Genomic DNA, 21,914 nt, shown 5'->3' on the forward strand with positions numbered 1-21,914 from the left:
GGGCTGCCAGGCGAGCGCAGCTCGAACCCATGACCACAGACCCTGCCCCGGAGGCAGAACCTGGAGACGAGGACCGGTGAGGCGGGAACGGACATCACTCAGCAACGAATGCCTGTCAGCGGACATCGACGTCCCCCGGCTGCGCTGTGTCCTGTGGAGCCGCTCGTCGGCCGCCCGGCAAGGGAGGCGGCACGGAGCTCGCCGCGGGTGAAGACGACACGGCCTCGTTGGGAGCCTGGACCATGATCTGCTGCAGAATCACAGGTGCGCTGACACCAATGGTGAATGCCGCGAAAGGGCCGGCGATCTGGTGAGACGCCACGTATACGGCGTTCACGCCAACGGCCATGATCAGTCGCAGGCTGACGGCGATCGCGTATCCCGCGACCTTGGTCTGCTCTTTCTCATCCACCCATGGCCAGCTATGAGTTTGATGCCAGAGATGCCACATCTGACGTATCTCGACGAGCGCAGCTCCGCCTAAGCCCCACAGGCACGCTTGCCACCAGATCATGGTTCTCGGCCACCCCCTGCTACGCGGACCTTCCCAGCCGCGTAGGTCGACGGTAGCGGACACAGGTCACTCTTCCCACTACGTCGCGGGCCCGAAGGCCGGACCCAGGCAGGGGAACTGAGGGTTGAATTTTCGCTTCTCCGCCTCTCGAAAGCCCAGGTCAGCGGCGTGGCGCGGCCGGTCCGGTGTGGATCTGTGCCGCCGGCCACAGCGAGCGGGTATCCGCGTAGGCTCATACTGAGCCATGACAAAGCCTGCTGCACCGAAGCGTCATCTGCCTACCAGCCCCTTCAAGGCCCCGGTCGCCCCGGCTCCCAAGCACTTCGCCGTGGGCGACCAGGTGACCCATGACGTGTACGGCCTCGGCCGGGTGATCGGCATCGAGGACGGCATCGCGGCGCTCGTGGATTTCGGCTCGTCGCAAATGCGGATCCTGAGCCCGTACGCCAAGATGACCAAGCTGTAGGACCGCTGTGCACGGTCGCCGCACACCAGGCCCCCACAGGGGCCTGTCACGAAAGAGAGACCTCTCATCGATCTGATGCCGCTGTTCTCCGCCCCGGACGGGCAACCCCGCTGCTCCACCGCAGCATCGCCGCCTCCGACGACAAACCCCTTCCAGGCCCCTGCCTTCGGGGAGGAAGAGACGTTGCCGTTCGAGGACGCGCAGCAGCCCGCCCCGGGCATCCGCGCGGCGCGGTCCGAGGCAGCTTAGCTCCACGCATGACGGTGGCTGCGGCGACCGGCCGCAGTCGTCGCTTCGCCTCCTCGTCCGCCGCCGGGAATCTTTCCGGGGCCCGGCGTAGCGTGGGATGACAGACGCGACGCAGAGCGGTGCGCTGCGGCGAGAGGTCCTGATCGCGGACCTCAGGAGGCCGCACGGACCCCGCGCGCCGTTTTCGTACGGAGCGCCCGCCGATCCGCCGGGCGCCGGGAGGCGGAAGATCACTCATGCCTCGATCCATGCGCGCGCTCGTGGCCGCAGAGGTCGGCGAGCCTGCCGATGTCCTGCGGCTGGAAACCCGGCCTGTGCCCACGCCGCAAGCGGGTCAGGCGTTGATCCGTGTGAAGGCGACCCCGGTGCACGCCAGTGATCTGCATGTGCTGCGCGGCCGCTACGGTTTCGCCCCCGAGTTTCCCGCTGTCGGGGGTCACATGGAATGCGTGGGCCGTATCGAGGCCCTGGGCCCCGACACCGGGCGAGTGAAGACCGGCGAGCGCGTGGTGGTCGCTGCCGTCCCGGCCGTGCCCGGGCCCCAGGTGGCCGGCACCTGGCAGGAATTCCTTGTCGCCGATACGCGACGGCTCCTGCCGGTCCCCGACCGTCTGAGCGACTCCAGCGCCTGCCAGCTCGCGGTCAACCCGTTGACCGCGCTGCTCCTCGTGACGCGCGAACTCGACGTACAGCCAGGTGAATGGCTGTTGCAGACGGCCGCGGGCTCCACCGTCGGCCGGCTGGTCATTCAGCTGTCCCGGCATCTGGGTGTCCGCACGATCAACGTCGTGCGGCGACGCGACGCCGTCGAGGAGATCACGATGCTCGGTGGCGACCAGGTCGTCTGCACCGAGGACGAGGACCTGTTGCAGCGTGTGGCCGAGCTGGCAGGACCGGCCGGAGTGCGCAAAGCCATCGACTGCGTCGCGGGCCCCGTGGGCGCCCAGGTGTCCCAGGCGTTGGCTCCGGGAGGACAGGTCGTGGTCTACGGCGCGCTCTCCACCCATCGGCAGACCGACCCGGCGGCGCTGACCATCCCGCTGCAGGCACGCTCGCTCATCTACGAGACCAAGGCGGTCCGTGGCTTCTGGCTGAACCGCTGGTTCGGCACCGCCTCCCCCGAGGATGCGCTGCAGGCGCTGGCCCGGGTGCGCGGCCTCGTGGCCGATGAAGTGCTGAGCATCCCCCAGGGCCGGCCGTTCCCGCTCGAACGCTTCGCTGAAGCCGTCTCGCTCGCCGAAACACCCGCGCATGGCACCAAACCGCTCTTCGTCTTCGACGACGGGCGGGACGAAGACGACGGGCGGGAAGCGGCTTCTTCCGCCTGAGCCGTGATCGTCGTGCCTGCGTGCCTGCGTGCCTGGGTTCCTGGGTGCCTGCTTGTCCTGCTCGGCTGGCGAGAGGTCGTTGTCCGATGTACGGGATCGCGCCACCGGATGTGCGGGGGCCGGAGGCCGCGCCCCTCTTTCTCGGAGCGGTGCTGTGAATTCCCGGAAACGGCCTCGCCGGGAATGGGTTCCCGGCGGTCGCGGAATCAGTCCGCCCGAACGGCCTAAGAGGAGGAGTCGTGAACCGGAATTACATTCCGACCATGCGAATGTTGGGGCGCCTGGCGGCGGACTGATGTTCAAAGCTCGAACTGCCCGGGGAAAGGGAGCGAGAGTCCGCGTGGGCGAGATCAGGTATCCGAGGTCCGGTACCCGAGGAACAAGGAGGGATTCTCCCCATGCGAGTAGCAGCGCCAGCAAGGACGCGGTCGGGACGGGCGAGATGGGGGGCGAGGCTCGTCGGCGCCGGTCTGACCGCGACCGTGGCACTCGGCATCGCCGCCAGCCCCGCGTTGGCCCAGGCGGGTCCGCCGAGCGACGCAGGCGTGCAGCCCATCGAAGTGGACGACAACCCGCCCGTTTCCTGTCCCACGGGCGCGACCGGGTTCCGCGTGGAGGATCCCACCACCGGAAGCGTCAACATCCCCGGTGACGGAAACTTCACGATCACCGTCACCGACACCACCGCGGGACAGGTGTTCAGCTTCGACATCCCCACGGCCGATCACCGCTCCGCCATCAAGGTGGTCGCCAAGGGCGGGACCGGCGGCGCCAACGTCTACACGTACGACAGCACGACGGGCTTCCCCAACGGCATCACGATGGACGGATCGCTGCACGCCCCGATCAACCCGAGCGGCAAGTTCGCGGACCTCAGCCACATCGACTTCTGCGTCATCCCCAGCAACTACTGACGCCTCCGTGACAGCGCCGAAGGCGGAGGGTGCGCGACCCACACCCAGTTCGCCGACCGGCGACAGGCGACTTTCTGAGCCCCCTCCCTGGTGCGGAGGGGGCTCAGTGGTGTTCCCCGCCGCGCCCGCGCTGTTGCGGAGGCGAGCGCCCCGGCGTTGCAATCAAGTGTGAGGCACTTTGGCGGCGCCGAGTCCGTCGACCGCCCCGCTCCGGGGACGGCGGCCGGCCGAAAAGGGCTCAAGAACGACGCCCTGGGCATGTTCTCCTCCGTGGCGATGGGTCTGGCCTCCACCGGCCCGGCGTACAGCCTGGCCGCCACGCTGGGCATCATCGTGGCCGGAGTCGGACTGCAGGCACCGATCGTCACGATGCTGGCGTTCATCCCGATGCTGTTCGTCGCGTACGCCTTCCGGGAGCTCAACGCGAGCAACGCCGACTGCGGGACCACCTTCACCTGGGCCACCCGCGCCTTCGGGCCGCGCACCGGCTGGATGGGCGGCTGGGGCCTCATCGTCGCCAACATCATCGTGATGGCGAACCTGGCCGCGATCGCCGCTGCCTACGGCTTCCGGCTGGTCGGCCTGGACGGCCTGGCGGAGAGCCGGCTGTGGACCACCGCGGCGGGCGTCGTCTGGATCGCCGCGCTGACCGTGGTCTGCTACGTCGGCATCGAGTTCTCGGCGGCCGTCCAGCGCTGGCTGCTGTGCCTGGAAGTGGGGATGCTGGTCCTCTTCGCCGTCGCCGCGCTGGTCCGGGTCTACACCGACCCCCCGCCGACGGCGATCCATGTGTCCGCCTCCTGGTTCAACCCCTTCCAGGTGCCTTCGGCGACGGCGCTGACCTCGGGCGTCCTCGCGGGCGTCTTCATCTACTGGGGCTGGGACACCGCCTTCTCGGTCAACGAGGAGACCGTCGACAGCAGGCGGATCCCCGGCCGCGCCGCCGTCCTGTCCACCGTGCTGCTCCTGGTCATGTACGGGCTGGTGTCCACCTCGGCGCAGGCCTTCGCGGGCGTCGGCACCTCGGGCATCGGCCTCGGCAACCCGCACAACGCGGACGATGTGCTCTCCGCACTGGGCGCGGCCGTGTTCGGGAACCAGGGCACGGGGCTGCTGCTGTCGAGACTGCTGATCCTGATGGTGCTGACCTCCGCGCTGGCCTCCGCCGAGACCACCATCCTGCCCCTGGCCAGGACCGTCTTCTCGATGGCGGTCCACAAGGCGGTCCCCTCCCGGTTCGCCCGGGTCCACCGACGGTTTCTCACCCCGACCTGGGGGACCGTCGGCATGGGAGCGGCCTCGATCACCCTGTTCGTCCTGCTCGCGTCGTTCAGCCAGAACATCCTGGCCGACTCGGTCGAGTCCGTCGGTCTCGCGATCGCGTTCCAGTACGGACTGACCGGCTTCGCCTGCGTCTGGTACCACCGCAGGGTCCTCACCCGCAGTACCAAGGACCTGGTCTTCAAAGGCGTGCTGCCCGGGCTCGGCGGGCTGTTCATGGCCCTGCTGTTCCTCTACGCCACCTTCGTGGTCTACGCGGACCCCCGGTACGGCACGACCAGCGTCGACCTGCCGCTGATCGGCAGAACGGGCGGGGTCACGGTCCTGGGGCTGGGCGCCCTGCTGATCGGCCTGCTGCTGATGCCGGTGGTCACCCGGGGACACGGCGTGGCCCTCAAGCTCCAGCGGGGCCTGCTTCCGCGCCGCCTGCCGTCGCACGCGGCCGTGGACTCGTCCAGCCGCTATCTGCCCGCCGACAGCGGCTCCGGGGTGGGCGGCGACTGGTACGACGTCATCCCCCTGTCCGGAACCCGGGTCGGCCTGGTCGTCGGGGACGTGCTCGGTCACGGTCTGCGCGCCGCCGCCACCATGGGACGCCTGCGCACGGGAGTCCGCGTCCTGGCCCGGCTGGACCTGGCCCCGGACGAACTGCTGTTCCGCCTGGACGACCTGGTCGACCAGACCGCGGACGAGAGCGGGAGCGGCCACCCCCCGGGCCACCGGAGGCAGCACGCCGACGCCGCCCTGGGCGTGAGCTGCCTGTACGCGGTGTACGACCCGTTCTCGGGCAGGTGCAGCATGGCGCGGGCCGGGGAGTCGGTGCTGGCGGTCGTCCAACCGCACACGGGCGTCGTCGAACATCTGGAGCTGCCGCCCGGACCGCCGCTGGGCCTCGGCGGCGTGCCCTACCAGAGCACGGACGTGGAGCTGGCGCCGGGCAGTCTCCTCGCCCTTTTCACGGGCGGCCTCCTCCAGGCGGCCGACGGCCCTGACGCCGGGCTCGCCCAACTGTCCGGGGTCCTCGCCGGTGCGTCGGAGTCCCTGGAGTCGCTGTGCGACAGGGCGGTGACCACCCTGCTGCCCGGCGCGGTGGACGTGGACGCGACGCTGCTCGTGGTCCGCACCCGACGGCTCGACCGGAACCAGTTCGCCGAGTGGGCGCTGCTTCCGGACCCGGCTGCGGTGGGCACCATCCGTACCGCCGTCAGCAAGCAGCTCGGCGACTGGGGCCTGGACGACCTGGCGTTCACCACCGAACTCATCGTCAGCGAACTGGTCACCAACGCCATCCGCTACGTCGGCGGTCCGATCCAGGTGCGCGTGATCCGTGACCGTACGCTGACCTGCGAGGTCTCCGACACCGGCCACACCTCGCCCAATCTGCGGCACGCGGCCAGCGACGACGAGGGAGGCCGGGGCCTGTTCATCATCGCCCAGATGACCCACCACTGGGGCACGCGCTACACCCCGAGCGGCAAGACGATCTGGACCGAACAGGACCTGCCACCGCCGAACGGCCGTCCCTAGACCGAGGCCGGGCGGTCGTCCACACCCCGGGGCCCGGCCGGTGCCACCGGCCGTCCGCCACGCGGACCACACCCGCGTCGGCGACCGCGGCATGTTCACGCCAGGGGGCCGGTCCCCGGACCGCACGACGGGCGGCGGCCGGGCCTGCGGCGGCACGATGGGAGGGGAGGGAATGGCCGAGACCGGACGGGAGGAACTCCCATGGTGCAGCCGACGGCGACGAAGGCCCCGGCCCGGAAGCCCGTCAGCGGGGGCGGCGTCTTCTTCTCGTTCGCCCCGTGGATCATCTTCGGAGTGGTCGCCGGTCCCAGTACCTGGGAGTACGCGGCCCTCGCCGCACTGGTCGCCTCGGTCGTGCTGTCGGGACAGGACATGCTGCACGGCAAACTCCGTGTCCTCGACATGACCGGCATCGTGTTCTTCGCCGTGCTCTCGGTCCTCGGGCTGGCCCTGAGCCGCGGGCAGCTCCTCTGGGTGGAGACGTACGCCCAGGTCATCTCGAACGGACTGGTGGCCGCCGTCGCGTTCGGATCGCTGTTCGCCGACCCCTTCACCGCCCAGTACGCCCGGGAGACCACTCCCCGGGAGCTGTGGCACTCGCCGGTCTTCACGCACATCAACCGCGTGCTGACGGCCGTGTGGGGCACGGCCTTCGCCCTGATGGCGATCTCCACCTGGCTGGCGGTCCTCCTCCCCGCCCAGGACGACTGGTTCAACTGGGTCATCCCGATCGCCCTGCTGGTCGTGGCCGTGAAGTTCACCGAGCGCTATCCGGAGTCGTACAAGGCGCGGGTGACCTAGCCGGATCCGAAAGAGCGCCCGGGGCGTCTCTCCCCGTATGGAACTGCAGCAGCCGCCTCCCCGGTCCCCGCAGCCCGAAGGCTGTCTCACCGTCGCGATCCGCATCCCCCTGCGCATCGTCGTCCTGGTGCTGGTGGTGCCGGTGCGGATGGCGTGGGACGCGCTCGTCATCGCCGGAAGGTTTCTGCGGGACACCGTGTTCCGGCCGCTCGGCCGGGCGCTCCTCTGGGTCGCAAAGGCCCTGTTCGTCGGGCCGTTCGTGGGCCTGTGGCGCTATGTCCTGGTCCCCGTCGGCAAGGCGCTGGCCTGGCTTTGCACCGTGCTCGTCGTCGTACCGGCCGGGTGGTTCCACCGGTACGTCCTCACGCCCGTCGGGTACGCCGTCGCGTGGCTGGCGCGCGGGGCGGGCGCCGGGCTCGGCTGGGTGTACGCGCGCCTGCTGCTCCCGGTCGGGCGCGCGGTCGCCCGGCTGCTGAGGGGCATCGGCGCCGTGCTGGCCGCCGTGGGCATGGGCGTGTACACGGCCGTCGCCTGGCTCGTGCGGTACCTGCTGGTCGTGCCCGCGCGATGGCTGTACGACCGGGTCCTCGCGCCCGTCGGACGTGCCGTCGCCTGGGGCGTACGAGGGCTGGGACGGCTGCTGGGCGTGATCGCCACCGGCATCGGAGTCGCCGTGTACTGGACCCTCCGCGTCCTCTTCGTGCTGCCCGCCCTCGTGCTGTGGCGCTGGGTCCTCGCGCCCGTCGGCCGGTTCCTCGCCGTCGTGGCACGGGAGGTCGGGGACGCCCTCGGGCACGCCTGGCGGATCGCCGGACGGATCTCCCGGGCCGTCGGCCGGGCGCTCGGGACCCTCTTCCGGTGGATCTTCGTGGAGCCGGTGCGCTGGGTGTACCGGACCGTCCTCACCCCGGTCGGCCATGTCGTCCGGGACGCCGTCCTGCGGCCCGTCGCCGAGGGCGCGCGCGTGGTGAGCCGGGCCGTGCGCGAGGCGCTGGCCGGCGCCCGCGACACGGTACGGCAGGCCCGCGCGGACTTCCGGCGGATGCTGTTCGGCGAGCCCCGCCGGCCGGCCGCCGTGGACCGGCGGGAACCTCAGGGGCCCGCGACACGTACTCTTGGTGGCAGTACGACCGCACTCACGAAGGACTAGGACACTGGGCAAGCGACAGCCCGAAGGCCCGCCGCCCGCACCCGCGGTGCAGCGCATCCGACTGCGCTACACCAAGCGCGGCCGCCTGAGGTTCACCAGCCACCGAGACTTCCAGCGCGCCTTCGAGCGGGCGTTGCGCCGTGCCGAGGTGCCCATGGCGTACTCGGCCGGGTTCACGCCGCACCCGAAGGTGTCGTACGCCAATGCCGCACCCACCGGCACGGGCAGTGAGGCGGAGTATCTGGAGATCGCGCTCACCGCGGCGCGCGACCCGGAGACGCTGCGCGTCCTCCTCGACGAGTCGCTGCCCGCCGGGCTCGACATCGTCGACGCGGTCGAGGCGCGGACCTCGGGCCTCGCCGACCGGCTCACAGCCTCCGTCTGGGAGCTGCGGCTGGACGGCGTCGACCCGGCCGACGCCGAGCGCGCGGCCCTGGCCTTCCAGAAGGCCGAGACCGTCGAGGTGCAGCGGATGACCAAGAACGGCGTCCGCACCTTCGACGCCCGCCCCGCGGTGGTGAGCCTGGAAACGCACGGTTCACCGGCTGATAGGCCGACCGACCAGCCCTGTGCGATACTGCGGCTGGTTGTTCGGCACGTGACGCCTGCCGTACGACCCGACGACGTCCTGTCCGGTCTCCGCGCCGTGGCCGACCTGGCGCCGCCGGTCCCCGCAGCGGTGACCAGGCTGGCGCAGGGGCTGTTCGATGAAGAGACCGGCACGGTGACCGACCCGCTCGCGCCCGACCGCGAGGCAGCCGAGGCCCTGACGGCCCAGCCGGCCGCCGCCGCGACGGCGCCGACGCCGGAAGGTCCCGCGTAGGGACGGACGTCGTAGCGCCGCCCTTGTACTCGGGAGCCACCTGGGTCGGGCAGCGCACCGACCAGAAGACTTTCGCCAGGCCGTACCGACAAGGCGTACGGAACCGGCGAGACAGGACACAGAGTGCTCCCGTGCGGCGCCCGCGCCCCGGACGGCGGCCATCGCGCATCGCGCGGGCCGCGGACGTCAACGGCGGCCGGTCCCTTGGGACCGGCGTCGGACCAGGCGCGGCGCCCGGGAGCCTGACGGGAGAAACGCCCGCATGCTTGAGCCGACCGAACCCACAGAGTCCGCAACGGGCTCCGAACTGAACACTCCGAGCGACACCCTGCCGCCGCGCAGGCGTCGCCGTGCCGCCTCGCGCCCCGCCGGCTCGCCGGCCGGCACCGAGGCGTCCGCCGAGGTCACGATGCCGGCCATACCGGCCGCGGACTCCGACGAGATCGCCGAGGACGCCGAAGGGGCCGTGGCCGCCGGAGAGGCCCCTGAGGCGGTCGAGGCGGAAGAGGCCGCCGAGGCCGCCGTGAGCGCAGAGACCGCACAGGCCGCGGAAGAGGCCGCTCCCGCCGGCCGCACGCGCCGCCGTGCCACGCGCCGCGCGTCCGCCCCCGCCGGGGCGCCGTCGGCCGCCGAGGCCGTCGTGGCGGCGCCCGCCGTCGCCGAGACCGAGAAGCCCGCAGCCGTCGCCGAGGGCGGCGAGGTCGTCGTCGGCGAGGAGGCCGCGCCCCGCCGCGTCCGCCGCCGCGCCACCCGCAGCGCGTCCACGCCGACCGGCGCCGCCGCAGCGGCGGAGGCTCCCGCGACCGCCGAGGCCGCTGTGACCGAGGAGGCCGCCGAGGCCGAGGAGGCCGCCGAGGCCGCCGCCTCCACCGAAGCCGCTCCCGCCGGCCGCACGCGCCGCCGTGCCACCCGCCGTGCGTCCGCGCCCGCCGGGGCGCCCGCGTCCGCGGAGGCCGGGGAGACCGTCGTGCCGGCCACCGCCGGGACGGTGCCGTCGGCTGCCGCGTCCGTGGCGGCCGGTGCTGCGCAGGAGCCTGCCGCCGCCGAGGCGCCGGCCCCGGCCGAGGAGGCGGCGTCCGCCGGCCGTACTCGCCGCCGTGCCACCCGCCGTGCGTCCGCGCCCGCCGGGGCGCCCGCGTCCGCGGAGGCCGGGGAGACCGTCGTACCGGCCACCGCCGGGACGGTGCCGTCGGCTGCCGCGTCCGTGGCGGCCGGTGCTGCGCAGGAGCCTGCCGCCGCCGAGGCGCCGGCCCCGGCCGAGGAGGCGGCCTCCGCCGGCCGTACCCGCCGCCGTGCCACCCGCCGCGCCTCCGCGCCCGCCGGGGCGCCGAAGGCCGCCGCCGAGGAGGCCCCGGCCGCGGTCACCGCCGAGGCGGCCCCCACCGCCGAGGCATCCGTCGAGGTCCCCGTGGCCGCCGAGGTGAGCGGTGCCGCCGAGGAGGCAGCCCCGCGCCGTACCCGACGCCGCGCCACGCGCCGCGCCTCCACGCCCGCCGAGGCCGCCGCCGACGCCGAGAAGACCGCCGCCGAGGCCGCGTCCGCCGACGCCGGCGCGCACACCCCGGAGGTCCCCGTCACCACGCACACCACCGAGCCCGCCTCCGCCGCCCAGGCCCCGCAGGCCCCCGCGGCACAGGCGCCCGCCGAGGAAGCCGCGCCGCGACGGGCCCGGCGCCGGGCGGTGCGCCCCGTGTTCGGGTTCTCCGAGCCCGCCAAGTCCGCGCCGGCCGCCGAGGCCGAGACCGAGGGCGCCGAGGCCGGGTCCCCGCGCCGGCCCGCCCGCCCCGCCGTCGCCGTGTTCCAGGCGCCGGTGTTCACCGAACCGAGGTTCCAGACCCCGGAGCGCGCCGCCGCCGAGGCGGCCGCGGAGGCCGCCGAGCCGGCGGAGTCCGAGGAGTACGCGGAGGAGCGCGCCGAGTCCGGCTCGCGCCGCCGCCGTCGCCGCAAGGGCGCCGCCGTCGCCGAGGAGACCCGGGCCGTCCAGGCCGAAGAGCCGGAGGAGGCCGAGGAGGCCGAAGAGCCGGAGGAGACCCACGAGCCCGCCGAGGACCTCGCCGAGGGCGAGGAGCCCGAGGACGGCGAGGAGTCGGAGGGCGCCGAGGGCTTCGAGGAGTCCGGTTCGCGTCGCCGTCGCCGTCGGGGCGGCCGTCGTCGCCGTCGCGGCGAGGCCGCCGACGGCGAGGGCGCGGACGCCGAGGCCGACGCCGAGGAACTGGCCGCCGAGCAGGCCGCGCAGGACGCCGAGGACACCGCCGAGCAGGAAGAAGAGGACGCCGAGGAGGCCCACGACGAGGCCGGGTCCTCCAGCTCCAGCAGCCGTCGTCGCCGTCGTCGCCGTCGCCGCGCCGGTGACACCGGCGTCGACGCCGAGCCCGGCGAGGGCGACCCGGAGCGCACGGTCGTCAAGGTCCGTGAGCCCCGCCCGAAGGCCGAGCCGTCCGACGAGGTGCAGTCCATCAAGGGCTCGACCCGTCTGGAGGCCAAGAAGCAGCGCCGCCGGGAAGGGCGGGAGCAGGGCCGCCGGCGCGTCCCGATCATCACCGAGGCCGAGTTCCTGGCCCGCCGCGAGGCCGTCGAGCGTGTGATGGTCGTGCGCCAGCACGGCGAGCGCACGCAGATCGGCGTCCTTGAGGACGGCGTGCTCGTCGAGCACTACGTCAACAAGGAGCAGTCGACCTCGTACGTCGGCAACGTCTACCTGGGCAAGGTCCAGAACGTGCTGCCGTCGATGGAGGCCGCCTTCATCGACATCGGCAAGGGCCGCAACGCCGTCCTGTACGCCGGTGAGGTCAACTTCGAGGCGCTGGGCATGGCCAACGGCCCGCGCCGCATCGAGTCCGCCCTGAAGTCCGGGCAGTCGGTCCTCGTGCAGGTCACCAAGGACCCGATCGGGCACAAGGGCGCGCGACTGACCAGCCAGGTCTCCCTGCCGGGCCGCTACCTCGTGTACGTCCCCGAGGGCTCCATGACCGGCATCAGCCGCAAGCTCCCCGACACCGAGCGGGCCCGGCTGAAGACCATCCTCAAGAAGATCGTCCCCGAGGACGCGGGCGTGATCGTGCGCACCGCCGCCGAGGGCGCGAGCGAGGACGAGCTGCGCCGCGACGTCGAGCGGCTGCAGGCGCAGTGGGAGGACATCCAGAAGAAGTCGAAGAACGGCAACGCCCCGACGCTGCTGTACGGCGAGCCGGACATGACCGTCCGGGTCGTGCGCGACATCTTCAACGAGGACTTCTCCAAGGTCATCGTCAGCGGTGACGAGGCCTGGGACACCGTGTACGGGTACGTCTCGCACGTCGCCCCCGACCTCGCCGAACGGCTGTCGAAGTGGACCTCCGAGGTCGACGTCTTCGCCACCTACCGGATCGACGAGCAGCTCGCCAAGGCGCTGGACCGCAAGGTCTGGCTGCCCAGCGGCGGTTCGCTGGTGATCGACCGGACCGAGGCCATGGTCGTCGTCGACGTCAACACCGGCAAGTTCACCGGCCAGGGCGGCAACCTGGAGGAGACGGTCACCAGGAACAACCTGGAGGCGGCCGAGGAGATCGTGCGCCAGCTCAGGCTGCGCGACCTCGGCGGCATCATCGTGATCGACTTCATCGACATGGTCCTGGAGTCCAACCGCGACCTGGTGCTGCGCCGTCTGCTGGAGTGCCTGGGCCGCGACCGCACGAAGCACCAGGTGGCCGAGGTGACCTCGCTGGGCCTGGTGCAGATGACGCGCAAGCGGGTCGGCCAGGGCCTGCTGGAGTCCTTCTCCGAGAACTGCGTGCACTGCAACGGCCGCGGTGTCATCGTGCACATGGAGCAGCCGACGGCCGTCGGCGGCGGTGGCGGCAAGCGCAAGAAGCGGGGCCGGGGCGGTGACGCGCACGAGCACGTGCACGAGACCGCCGCCGTGGCCGTGGAGACCGGTGAGGCCGTCGAGCCCGAGGTGGAGACCGCCGTCGAGGTGGCCGCCGAGGTCGCCGAGCCGGTCGCCCTGCCGGCCCCCGAGTTCACGCCGGACGAGGAGCTGTACAGCAGCGTCGCCGAGGCGGAGGCGGCGGCCACCCGTGGCCGTACGCGGCGCCGGGCGAGCCGCCGGGCCTCCGCTCCGGCGGGCGCGCCGAAGGCGGCGCGGGCCCCGAAGGCCGAGGCCTCCCGTGACCGGGCTCCGCAGGCGGAGGCCGCCCAGGAGGAGGCCCCGAGGACCGAGGCCGCCGTCGCGCCGACCGCGCAGGACGTCACCGCCCAGGAGACGGCGGCGCGTCCGGTGCGTCCGGAGCCGGCCGCCGAGGCACTGGCCGAGCCCGCCGCCGTCGAGGACCAGGTGGTTCCGGCGCCGCAGGCCGAGGCCGTCGAGGAGGCCGCGCCCAAGGGCCGTACGCGTCGTCGTGCGACCCGCAAGGTGTCGGCGCCGGCGGGTTCCCCCGCGGGGGCCGAGGCGGCCGTGGTGACGGTGCCCGAGACCGCGCCCGCGGTCGAGGCGCCGGCGGCACAGCCCGAGGCCGTCGCGCCGGCCCAGGCCGACGAGGCGCCCGCCGAGACGCCCGCCCCGGCCCGCACGCGGCGCCGTGCCGTGCGTGTGGCCAGCGCGCCGACCGCCGCCGAGGAAACGGCCGTCGTGGTCGTCCCGTCGGGTGCGGCGGAGGAGGCCCCGGTCGCCGTGGAGACGGCCGAGGAGGCCGCTCCGGCCAAGAAGGCGGCCCGCAAGACCGCCAAGAAGGCCACGGCGAAGAAGGCTGCCGCCAAGAAGACGGTGGCCAAGAAGACGGTGGCCAAGAAGACGGTGGCCAAGAAGACGGCCGCGAAGAAGACGACGGCCAAGAAGGCGGCGAAGACCGCCAAGACGGCCGCCGCGAAGTCGACGGCGAAGAAGACCACCACGGTCTCCGCCCCCGCCGACGAGGGCTGATGCCCACGGTGTGCGGCCGGTCAGGTGACCGGCCGCACACCCGTGCGGCCGTGCTGCGGCCTGGTCCGTGTGACCGGCCGCACACCCCGGGGCCCGGTTTGACCCCCTCGGCCGTGCCCCGTAACCTTGACCGTCGGCGTGTCACTGAGCGCGCCACATCCCCGTAAACCTCTTCCTCCCGGACGCAAGGCGGGCCGGGAGAGGTCGCCCATGTGTCATGGGCGGCTGGCCTGCGGGGGTGCCGGTTCTGACGAGCGAAAGAGAGATCCGCGTGTACGCCATCGTGCGCAGCGGTGGTCGCCAGCACAAGGTTGCTGTCGGCGACATCGTTGAGGTTGACAAGATTTCCACTGCCAAGGTTGGCGACACGGTCGAGCTCTCGACCCTGCTCGTTGTCGACGGCGACGCCGTGACCAGCGACCCGTGGGTGCTGGCCGGCATCAAGGTCCAGGCCGAGGTCGTGGACCACCACAAGGGCCAGAAGATCGACATTCTGCGCTACAAGAACAAGACCGGCTACCGCCGTCGGCAGGGCCACCGCCAGCAGTACACGGCGATCAAGGTCACGTCGATCCCCACGGCTGCGAAGTAAGGGACTGAGGAGACATGGCACACAAGAAGGGCGCATCGTCCACCCGGAACGGTCGCGACTCCAACGCCCAGCGGCTCGGCGTGAAGCGCTTCGGCGGTCAGGTCGTGAACGCGGGTGAGATCCTGGTCCGCCAGCGCGGCACCCACTTCCACCCCGGCGCCGGTGTCGGCCGCGGTGGCGACGACACGCTGTTCGCGCTGCAGGCCGGTGCGGTGGAGTTCGGTACCCACCGTGGCCGCAAGGTCGTGAACATCGTTCCGGTCGCCTGAATCGCCTGATTCAGCACCGAACGCTTTCGCGAGGCGGACCTCACTTCCCGGTCGGGAAGGCGGGTCCGCCTTTCGCGTGTTGACCAGTGTGTTCGCGTGAACACCTGTGTTAACAACTGGACATACCCGTACTTTTCTGGAGGCACTGAACCATGACCACCTTCGTGGACCGCGTCGAACTGCATGTCGCCGCGGGTAACGGAGGCCACGGCTGTGCCTCCGTACACCGGGAGAAGTTCAAGCCGCTCGGCGGCCCGGACGGCGGCAACGGTGGCCGCGGCGGTGACGTCATCCTCACCGTCGACCAGTCGATCACGACGCTGCTCGACTACCACCACTCGCCGCACCGCAAGGCCACCAACGGCAAGCCCGGTGAGGGCGGCAACCGCTCCGGCAAGGACGGCGAGGACCTGGTCCTGCCGGTGCCGGACGGGACGGTCGTCCTGGACAAGGCGGGCAACGTGCTCGCCGACCTGGTCGGACACGGCACGTCGTACATCGCCGCGCAGGGCGGCCGGGGCGGCCTCGGCAACGCGGCGCTGGCCTCCGCCCGCCGCAAGGCGCCCGGCTTCGCGCTGCTCGGCGTGCCCGGGGACCTGCAGGACATCGTCCTGGAGCTGAAGACCGTCGCCGACGTGGCCCTCGTCGGCTACCCGAGCGCCGGCAAGTCCTCGCTGATCTCCGTGCTCAGCGCGGCCAAGCCGAAGATCGCCGACTACCCCTTCACGACCCTCGTGCCCAACCTGGGCGTGGTGACCGCGGGGTCGACCGTCTACACCATCGCCGACGTGCCGGGTCTGATCCCGGGCGCCAGCCAGGGCAAGGGCCTGGGCCTGGAGTTCCTGCGGCACGTGGAGCGCTGCAGCGTGCTGGTGCACGTGCTGGACACCGCGACCCTGGAGTCCGACCGCGACCCGCTCTCCGACCTCGACATCATCGAGGAGGAGCTGCGCCAGTACGGCGGTCTCGACAACCGCCCCCGGATCGTCGTCCTGAACAAGGTCGACGTGCCCGACGGCAAGGACCTCGCCGAGATGGTCCGTCCCGACCTGGAGGCCCGCGGCTACCGCGTCTTCGAGGTCTCGGCCGTCGCCCACATCGGGCTGCGGGAGCTGTCGTTCGCGCTCGGCGAGCTGGTCGCCCGGGCGCGTGCCGCGAAGCCGAAGGAGGAGGCGACGCGGATCGTCATCAGGCCCAAGGCCGTGGACGACGCGGGCTTCACCGTCACCCGCGAGGAGGCCGACGGCGAGCCGCTGTTCCGGGTGCGCGGCGAGAAGCCCGAACGCTGGGTGCGCCAGACCGACTTCAACAACGACGAGGCCGTCGGCTATCTCGCCGACCGGCTCAACCGCCTCGGTGTGGAAGAGCAGCTGATGAAGGCGGGCGCCCGGTCCGGCGACGGTGTCGCCATCGGTCCCGAGGAGAACGCCGTCGTCTTCGACTGGGAGCCGACGGTCATGGCCGGTGCGGAGATGCTGGGCCGCCGCGGCGAGGACCACCGCTTCGAGGCGCCGAGGCCCGCGGCCCAGCGTCGCCGGGACAAGCAGGCCGAGCGGGACGAGGCGCAGGGCGAGTACGACGACTTCGACCCGTTCGAGTAGGACGCGGCCGGCTGCCGTCGCCGGCCGGGGACTGCCGCCCCCGGCCCGGCGCGTCGGCCGGAACGGCATCCGCAGGCCCCGGACCCGCCGTCGTATGAACGCCGCGAAAACCCGCGGCACACTCCAGGGCAACCGCACCCCGCCCCGGTGAGTCGAACGGTGCGGCGCCGAGCTCTCTCGGCGCCGCACTCCTGTCTGCACGGCTCCCGGAGCTCCCGTGTCCCACCCCCGTCTTCGCCGGCGCGCCCTCACGATCGCCACCGGCATGGCCCTCGCCGCCGGCGCTCTCGCGGTCCCCGCCCACGCGGCCACCGCGTCGGTGCCCAGCGGCAGGCACCTGCACGACGACTTCAACGGGGACGGCTACGCCGACCTGGCCGTCGCCGCGCCCACGGCGACCGTGGACGGCAGGAAGGGCGCCGGCTATGTCGCCGTCGTCTACGGCTCGTCGAGCGGGCTGAAGACCTCGACCAGGCAGGTCTTCAGCCAGAACAGCGCCGGCGTGCCGGGCGGCGCCGAGACCGACGACGCGTTCGGCAGCGCCGTGTCCACCGCCGACCTCGACCGGGACGGCTACGCCGACCTGGTCGTCGGCGTCGGCGGGGAGGACTCGGCCGCCGGCACCGACGCCGGGATGATCGAGGTGCTCTGGGGTGGCCCCAAGGGGCTGTCCGGCGGGGCGCTTCTGGCCGGCGGGAAGGCGTACGACGCGTTCGGCGCCCACGGCCATCTCACGGTCGGGGACGTCAACGGGGACGGCGCACCCGAAGTGGTCACCGTGGAGAGCGCGCAGAACGTGCGGGTGTTCAGCGGGCCGTTCGCGCGAGACGGCTCCACCACGCACGGCGGACAGGTGGTCACCGACCACGAGGACAGCCGTTTCCTGGACCTGGCCGCCGGTGACGTGAACGGCGACGGGATCACCGACGTCGTCGCCGCCGTCAACGACGGTGACGAGTGGGACGCCCGCGGGGTCGCCGTCTGGACCGGCACCCACGACGGGCTCGACCCGTACACGATGGTGCGTGACAAGAGCGGCTACGCGATGCAGGGCGGCGAGAGCCTCGCCGTCGGTGATGTGAACCGGGACGGCTACGCCGACATCGTGGTCGGCCGGGCGATGGAGGGGGCCGACAGCGATGTGGACACCCCGCTCGCCAAGGGCGGCCGGATCGCCTGGATCCCGGGCACCGCGGCCGGCCCCGACGGCACGAAGGCGGTCATCATGAACCAGGACAGCCCCGGCGTCCCGGGTGCCGCCGTGCCGGGGTCCGGCTTCGGCACCGGCCTCTCGATCGCGGACATCGACGGCGACGGCTACCGCGACATCGCGGTCGGTGTGCCCGGCGCGAGCGGCGGCGGACGGGTCGTCACCCTGCGCGGCACCGCCAACGGCCCGACGGGCACGGGCGCGAAGGCGTTCAGCCAGGACACCGCGGGCGTGCCCGGTGCCGGCGAGTCGGGCGACTGGTTCGGTACGGCCGTCCGCCTGGTGGACGCCGATCACGACGGTCGGGCCGACCTGGCCGTGGGCGCCCCGGGGGAGAACACGAAGGCCGGGGCCGTGTGGGTGCTGCGCGGCACCTCCGCGGGGATCACCCCGACCGGCTCGTTCGGTTTCGCGAGCGGCACCCTCGGCACGGTGGCCACGGGCGCGCAGCTGGGTTACCGCTTCGGTTCCTGATTCTCCGGCGCGTTTCCGATCTGTCGTCAGATCTGTTGTGGAGCGAGGGTGTTCCCATGCCGGAACGGATCTCCTGCCGTCTCCTCATTTGTCATGCTCGCGATTGACTTCGTTCAGCAGGCGGACCGTCCGGCCGTGGGAGTTTCCCCGTGTCCGAAGAGGCCACCGTGGCAAGGGAGTCAGCGCATGACCGCAGCATCGCCCGATCGCCGCCGCTTTCTGACCGCCGGGGCCGCCGTACTCGGTGCCGCGGCCTCCGCCCAGTTGTGGTTGCCGGGCACGGCCCGCGCCGCGGGCACCCCGCTCCCCGACGGGGTGTTCACCCTGGGCGTCTCCTCCGGCGACCCGCTGCCCGACGGCATCGTGCTGTGGACCAGACTCGCGCCCGACCCGCTCAACGGCGGCGGCATGCCCGACGAGGTCTTCCCCGTGGAGTGGGAGCTCGCCGAGGACGAGCGGTTCCACCGGAGCGTCTGCCGGGGCACCGCCCAGGCCCGGCCCGAATTCGGCCACAGCGTCCACGTGGACGTCCGCGGGCTGCGCCCGGACCGCCCGTACTGGTACCGCTTCCGGGCCGGCGGCCAGCTCTCGCCCGCCGGCCGCACCCGCACCGCGCCCCACCCGCACCAGCGGGGCGGCTCGCTGCGCGTCGCCCTCGCCTCCTGCCAGAACTGGCAGCACGGCTATTTCACGCCGTACGCCGACATGCTCGCGCAGGACCCCGACGTCGTCCTCTTCGTCGGTGACTACATCTACGAGTCCGCGCCCTCGTCGACGGCCGTGCGGCGGCACGAGGGCAAGGGGGAGCCGTACACCCTGGAGCAGTACCGCAACCGGTACGCCCAGTACCGCACCGACCCCGACCTGGCCGCGATGCACGCGAACGCGCCCTGGGTGGTCACCTTCGACGACCACGAGGTCGACAACGACTGGGCCGGCGAGATCCCGCAGGACCCGGACAAGCAGTCGCACGACGCGTTCGTGGCCCGGCTGACGGCGGCCTTCCAGGCGTACTACGAGCACATGCCGGTGCGAGCCTTTGCGATCCCCACCGGCCCGCACATCCAGATGTACCGCCGCCTGGAGTTCGGCCGCCTGGCCCGGCTCAACGTGCTGGACACCCGGCAGTTCCGCAGCGACCAGGCGACCACGCAGGAGGGCGCCGAGTCGCCCTCGATGACCATGCTGGGAGCCGAGCAGAAGCAGTGGCTGCTCGACGGGCTGCACGACTCCCCGGCCCGCTGGAACCTGATCGCCTCGCAGATCATGATGGCCGAGACCGATCTGCTGCCCGGTGACGGCAAACTCTGGTACTACGACGCCTGGGACGGCTACCAGGCCGAACGCAACGCCCTGCTGGAGGAGTTCGCCGGCATCCGCAACCCGGTCGTCCTCAGCGGCGACCGGCACCTGACGATGATCAGCGACCTCAGGGAGGACTTCGCCGACCCGGACTCCGACGTCGTCGGCGCCGAGTTCGTCGGTACGTCCATCTCCACCAACGGCGACCAGGACCAGGACGCCTTCCATGCCCAGTGGGACCCGCTGAAGGCGGACAACCCGCACTGGAAGGTGATCGACGCGCACCGCGGCTACCACCTCTTCGACATCCGCTGCGACGGCGTCGACGCGGCGGTCCGCGTCGTCGACACCGTCGTCAGGCCGCAGGCCACGGCGAGCACGCTGGCCCGGCTGCGGGTGGAGACGGACGAGCCCGGCGTCCAGGTCGTCTGACGGCGGGGGCGACAGCAGCGGCAGTGGCACCGCGGGACCCACGTCGGTCCCGCGGTGCGCTCGTACGCGCCGCACCGCGCAGCGGCCCTTGTTCCCGGCGAGACCGAAAAGCTGCGCAATCTTGATGTGGAATTCCGTGGCAATCAAGTGCCGGCCGCACCGTATTCCCGCCTTGTCCGGGGCGGCGCCGTGCCCGCTATGAAGAACGTGTGTTCCCCCACGCCGCAGACGTGAAGATAGTGACCCCGCGCCGGGCGTGCGGGTGCCCGGACACCGCTGTCCGAAGCCGTTCCGGCGGCGCCGAACGGGGCGTGGGCAGGGCTCCGGGAGGAGCCTGTGGACTTACTCACAGCAAATTCACGGGTGTTCGCGGGGCCCGAGCGCAATCACCATGCGTGCCAGGTGAATGACAGGTTGCGCTCACATATGCATGGGATGTCGCTCACCTTGCACTGCGCTTACCGAAAGTGGGACCATTTCACGGTTCCCTGTCGCCCCAAGGTAGGTCACCTGTGTCCCAGCGCATAGCCAAGCCCCGTACCACCGCAGTGATCCTGGCCGGTGGCACCGGTCAGCGGGTGGGTCTGTCGATCCCCAAGCAGCTGCTGAAGATCGCCGGCAAGGCAGTCATCGAGCACACCCTGACCACCTTCGAGAGGGCCGACTCGATCGACGACATCATCGTGCTGATGGCGCCGGGCTATGTGCCGGACATCGAGAAGATCGTCGCCAAGGCCGGCTTCACCAAGGTGAAGAAGATCATCGAGGGCGGCTCGACGCGGAACGAGACCACCGAGCGTGCGATCACCGCTCTCGGCGAGGGTCTGGCCGAGGGCGAGGACCGTAACGTCCTCTTCCACGACGCCGTGCGCCCCCTGCTCTCGCAGCGGGTCATCGACGACTGCGTGGCGGCGCTGGAGCGTTACCAGGCCGTGGACGTCGCCATCCCGTCCGCGGACACGATCATCGTGACCCGCACCCACGGCGAGGACGGCGAGTTCATCACCGAGATCCCGGACCGCTCCCGGCTGCGCCGCGGCCAGACCCCGCAGGCGTTCAAGCTGTCCACGATCCGCCGCGCCTACGAGGTCGCCGCGGGCGACCCCAACTTCCAGGCCACGGACGACTGTTCCGTCGTGCTCAGGTACCTGCCGGACGTGCCGATCCACGTCGTCGCGGGTGACGAGTACAACATGAAGGTGACCCAGCCGGTCGACGTCTTCATCGCCGACAAGCTGTTCCAGCTCGCCTCCACCGCCGCGCCCGAGCAGAACGGCGAGGAGGCCTACCGCGAGCTCCTCACCGGCAAGACCATCGTGATCTTCGGCGGTTCCTACGGCATCGGCAAGGACATCGCCGAACTCGCCGGGTCCTACGGCGCGAACGTCTACGCCCTGGGCCGCTCCACCACCGGCACCCACGTGGAGAACCCGGAGGAGGTCGACGACGCGCTGTCCAAGGCGTACGCGGAGACCGGCCGGATCGACTACGTCGTCAACACCGCGGGCGTGCTGCGCATCGGCAAGCTCGCCGAGACCGACAACGCCACCATCGAGGAGGCGCTGAAGGTCAACTACCTGGCCCCGGTGCAGATCGCCCGTTCCAGCTACAAGTACCTCGCCGAGACCAACGGCCAGCTGCTGCTGTACACCTCCAGCAGCTACACCCGCGGCCGCGCCGAGTACTCCCTGTACTCCTCCACCAAGGCCGCCATGGTGAACCTCACCCAGGCGCTGTCCGACGAGTGGGCCGGCGACGGCATCCGCGTGAACTGCATCAACCCGGAGCGCACCGCCACCCCGATGCGCACCAAGGCCTTCGGCCAGGAGCCCGCGGGTTCGCTGCTTTCCTCCGAGGCCGTGGCCGGTACGTCCCTGGACGTGCTGCTGTCCGAGCTGACCGGCCATGTCATCGACGTCCGCCAGCAGGACCCGACGGCGGGTGCCGCGAAGGCCTCCGGTTTCGAACAGGCGCTGGCCACGGTCCTGGACCGCCAGGACGGCGTGTAATAATTCGTCAATACCTTTTCGGAATTCAGGCCTCTGCCGTCGCTCATTCACCGGGCGTTTAGCAGAGGCCTGAAT

15 protein-coding genes are annotated in these 21,914 nt (G+C 71.9%); 14 read left to right on the forward strand and 1 reads right to left on the reverse strand.

Annotated features, from left to right (window positions below; genetic code table 11):
* Positions 1-115 precede the first annotated feature (115 nt).
* Entirely contained in the window at positions 116-514 is a 399-nt protein-coding gene (locus IE244_RS02170) for a hypothetical protein (RefSeq protein ID WP_191870893.1), read from the reverse strand.
* Positions 515-758: 244 nt separating this feature from the next.
* Here IE244_RS02170 and IE244_RS02175 point away from each other — a divergent pair, with 244 nt between their 5' ends.
* The 14 genes from IE244_RS02175 to IE244_RS02240 all read left to right on the forward strand — a co-directional run bounded on the left by IE244_RS02175 (position 759) and on the right by IE244_RS02240 (position 21,839).
* Positions 759-980 (forward strand): hypothetical protein, encoded by a 222-nt coding sequence (locus tag IE244_RS02175; protein WP_191870894.1) that lies wholly within the window; start codon positions 759-761, stop codon positions 978-980.
* Positions 981-1,477: 497 nt separating this feature from the next.
* Positions 1,478-2,557 (forward strand): zinc-dependent alcohol dehydrogenase family protein, encoded by a 1,080-nt coding sequence (locus tag IE244_RS02180; protein WP_191870895.1) that lies wholly within the window; start codon positions 1,478-1,480, stop codon positions 2,555-2,557.
* 545 nt (positions 2,558-3,102) lie between these two features.
* Positions 3,103-3,471, forward strand: coding sequence for a hypothetical protein (locus IE244_RS02185; RefSeq protein ID WP_229853916.1), 369 nt, complete (start codon positions 3,103-3,105; stop codon positions 3,469-3,471).
* Between the two features lie 168 nt (positions 3,472-3,639).
* On the forward strand, positions 3,640-6,279 hold the full coding sequence (locus IE244_RS02190) for an amino acid permease (protein ID WP_229853917.1): 2,640 nt from the start codon (positions 3,640-3,642) through the stop codon (positions 6,277-6,279).
* A gap of 201 nt (positions 6,280-6,480) precedes the next feature.
* Entirely contained in the window at positions 6,481-7,080 is a 600-nt protein-coding gene (locus tag IE244_RS02195; RefSeq protein ID WP_191870896.1) for a hypothetical protein, read from the forward strand.
* Between the two features lie 37 nt (positions 7,081-7,117).
* Positions 7,118-8,230, forward strand: coding sequence for a hypothetical protein (locus IE244_RS02200; protein WP_191870897.1), 1,113 nt, complete (start codon positions 7,118-7,120; stop codon positions 8,228-8,230).
* A 46-nt stretch (positions 8,231-8,276) separates the two neighbouring features.
* Positions 8,277-9,053, forward strand: coding sequence for a TIGR03936 family radical SAM-associated protein (locus IE244_RS02205; RefSeq protein WP_191870898.1), 777 nt, complete (start codon positions 8,277-8,279; stop codon positions 9,051-9,053).
* 409 nt (positions 9,054-9,462) lie between these two features.
* A complete protein-coding gene (locus tag IE244_RS02210; RefSeq protein WP_444545073.1) occupies positions 9,463-13,950 on the forward strand; it encodes an Rne/Rng family ribonuclease in 4,488 nt (1,495 codons plus the stop codon).
* A gap of 271 nt (positions 13,951-14,221) precedes the next feature.
* On the forward strand, positions 14,222-14,542 hold the full coding sequence (rplU, locus tag IE244_RS02215) for a 50S ribosomal protein L21 (RefSeq protein ID WP_009188585.1): 321 nt from the start codon (positions 14,222-14,224) through the stop codon (positions 14,540-14,542).
* 14 nt (positions 14,543-14,556) lie between these two features.
* The gene (gene rpmA / locus IE244_RS02220) at positions 14,557-14,811 is read left to right on the forward strand and encodes a 50S ribosomal protein L27 (RefSeq protein WP_023550764.1); all 255 of its coding nucleotides are present in this window, start codon (positions 14,557-14,559) and stop codon (positions 14,809-14,811) included.
* 152 nt (positions 14,812-14,963) lie between these two features.
* Positions 14,964-16,412: a GTPase ObgE gene (obgE, locus tag IE244_RS02225; protein WP_191870900.1), complete on the forward strand. Its 1,449-nt coding sequence runs from the start codon at positions 14,964-14,966 to the stop codon at positions 16,410-16,412.
* Between the two features lie 217 nt (positions 16,413-16,629).
* Positions 16,630-18,096: an FG-GAP-like repeat-containing protein gene (locus IE244_RS02230; RefSeq protein WP_229853918.1), complete on the forward strand. Its 1,467-nt coding sequence runs from the start codon at positions 16,630-16,632 to the stop codon at positions 18,094-18,096.
* Positions 18,097-18,282: 186 nt separating this feature from the next.
* Positions 18,283-19,830 carry an alkaline phosphatase D family protein gene (locus IE244_RS02235; RefSeq protein WP_191870901.1) on the forward strand — a complete coding sequence of 516 codons (1,548 nt, stop codon included), beginning with the start codon at positions 18,283-18,285 and terminating at the stop codon, positions 19,828-19,830.
* Positions 19,831-20,342: 512 nt separating this feature from the next.
* Positions 20,343-21,839, forward strand: coding sequence for a bifunctional cytidylyltransferase/SDR family oxidoreductase (locus IE244_RS02240; RefSeq protein WP_191870902.1), 1,497 nt, complete (start codon positions 20,343-20,345; stop codon positions 21,837-21,839).
* Positions 21,840-21,914: the final 75 nt, after the last annotated feature.

The sequence above is a fragment of the Streptomyces filipinensis genome (assembly GCF_014649495.1).
Taxonomy (GTDB): domain Bacteria; phylum Actinomycetota; class Actinomycetes; order Streptomycetales; family Streptomycetaceae; genus Streptomyces; species Streptomyces filipinensis.

Coding starts and splice junctions, on each gene's coding strand:
- IE244_RS02170 (WP_191870893.1), bottom strand. CDS start 514: ATGATCTGGTGGCAAGCGTGCCTGTGGGGCTTAGGCGGAGCTGCGCTC.
- IE244_RS02175 (WP_191870894.1), top strand. CDS start 759: ATGACAAAGCCTGCTGCACCGAAGCGTCATCTGCCTACCAGCCCCTTC.
- IE244_RS02180 (WP_191870895.1), top strand. CDS start 1,478: ATGCGCGCGCTCGTGGCCGCAGAGGTCGGCGAGCCTGCCGATGTCCTG.
- IE244_RS02195 (WP_191870896.1), top strand. CDS start 6,481: ATGGTGCAGCCGACGGCGACGAAGGCCCCGGCCCGGAAGCCCGTCAGC.
- IE244_RS02200 (WP_191870897.1), top strand. CDS start 7,118: ATGGAACTGCAGCAGCCGCCTCCCCGGTCCCCGCAGCCCGAAGGCTGT.
- IE244_RS02210 (WP_444545073.1), top strand. CDS start 9,463: ATGCCGGCCATACCGGCCGCGGACTCCGACGAGATCGCCGAGGACGCC.
- rpmA (WP_023550764.1), top strand. CDS start 14,557: ATGGCACACAAGAAGGGCGCATCGTCCACCCGGAACGGTCGCGACTCC.
- obgE (WP_191870900.1), top strand. CDS start 14,964: ATGACCACCTTCGTGGACCGCGTCGAACTGCATGTCGCCGCGGGTAAC.
- IE244_RS02235 (WP_191870901.1), top strand. CDS start 18,283: ATGACCGCAGCATCGCCCGATCGCCGCCGCTTTCTGACCGCCGGGGCC.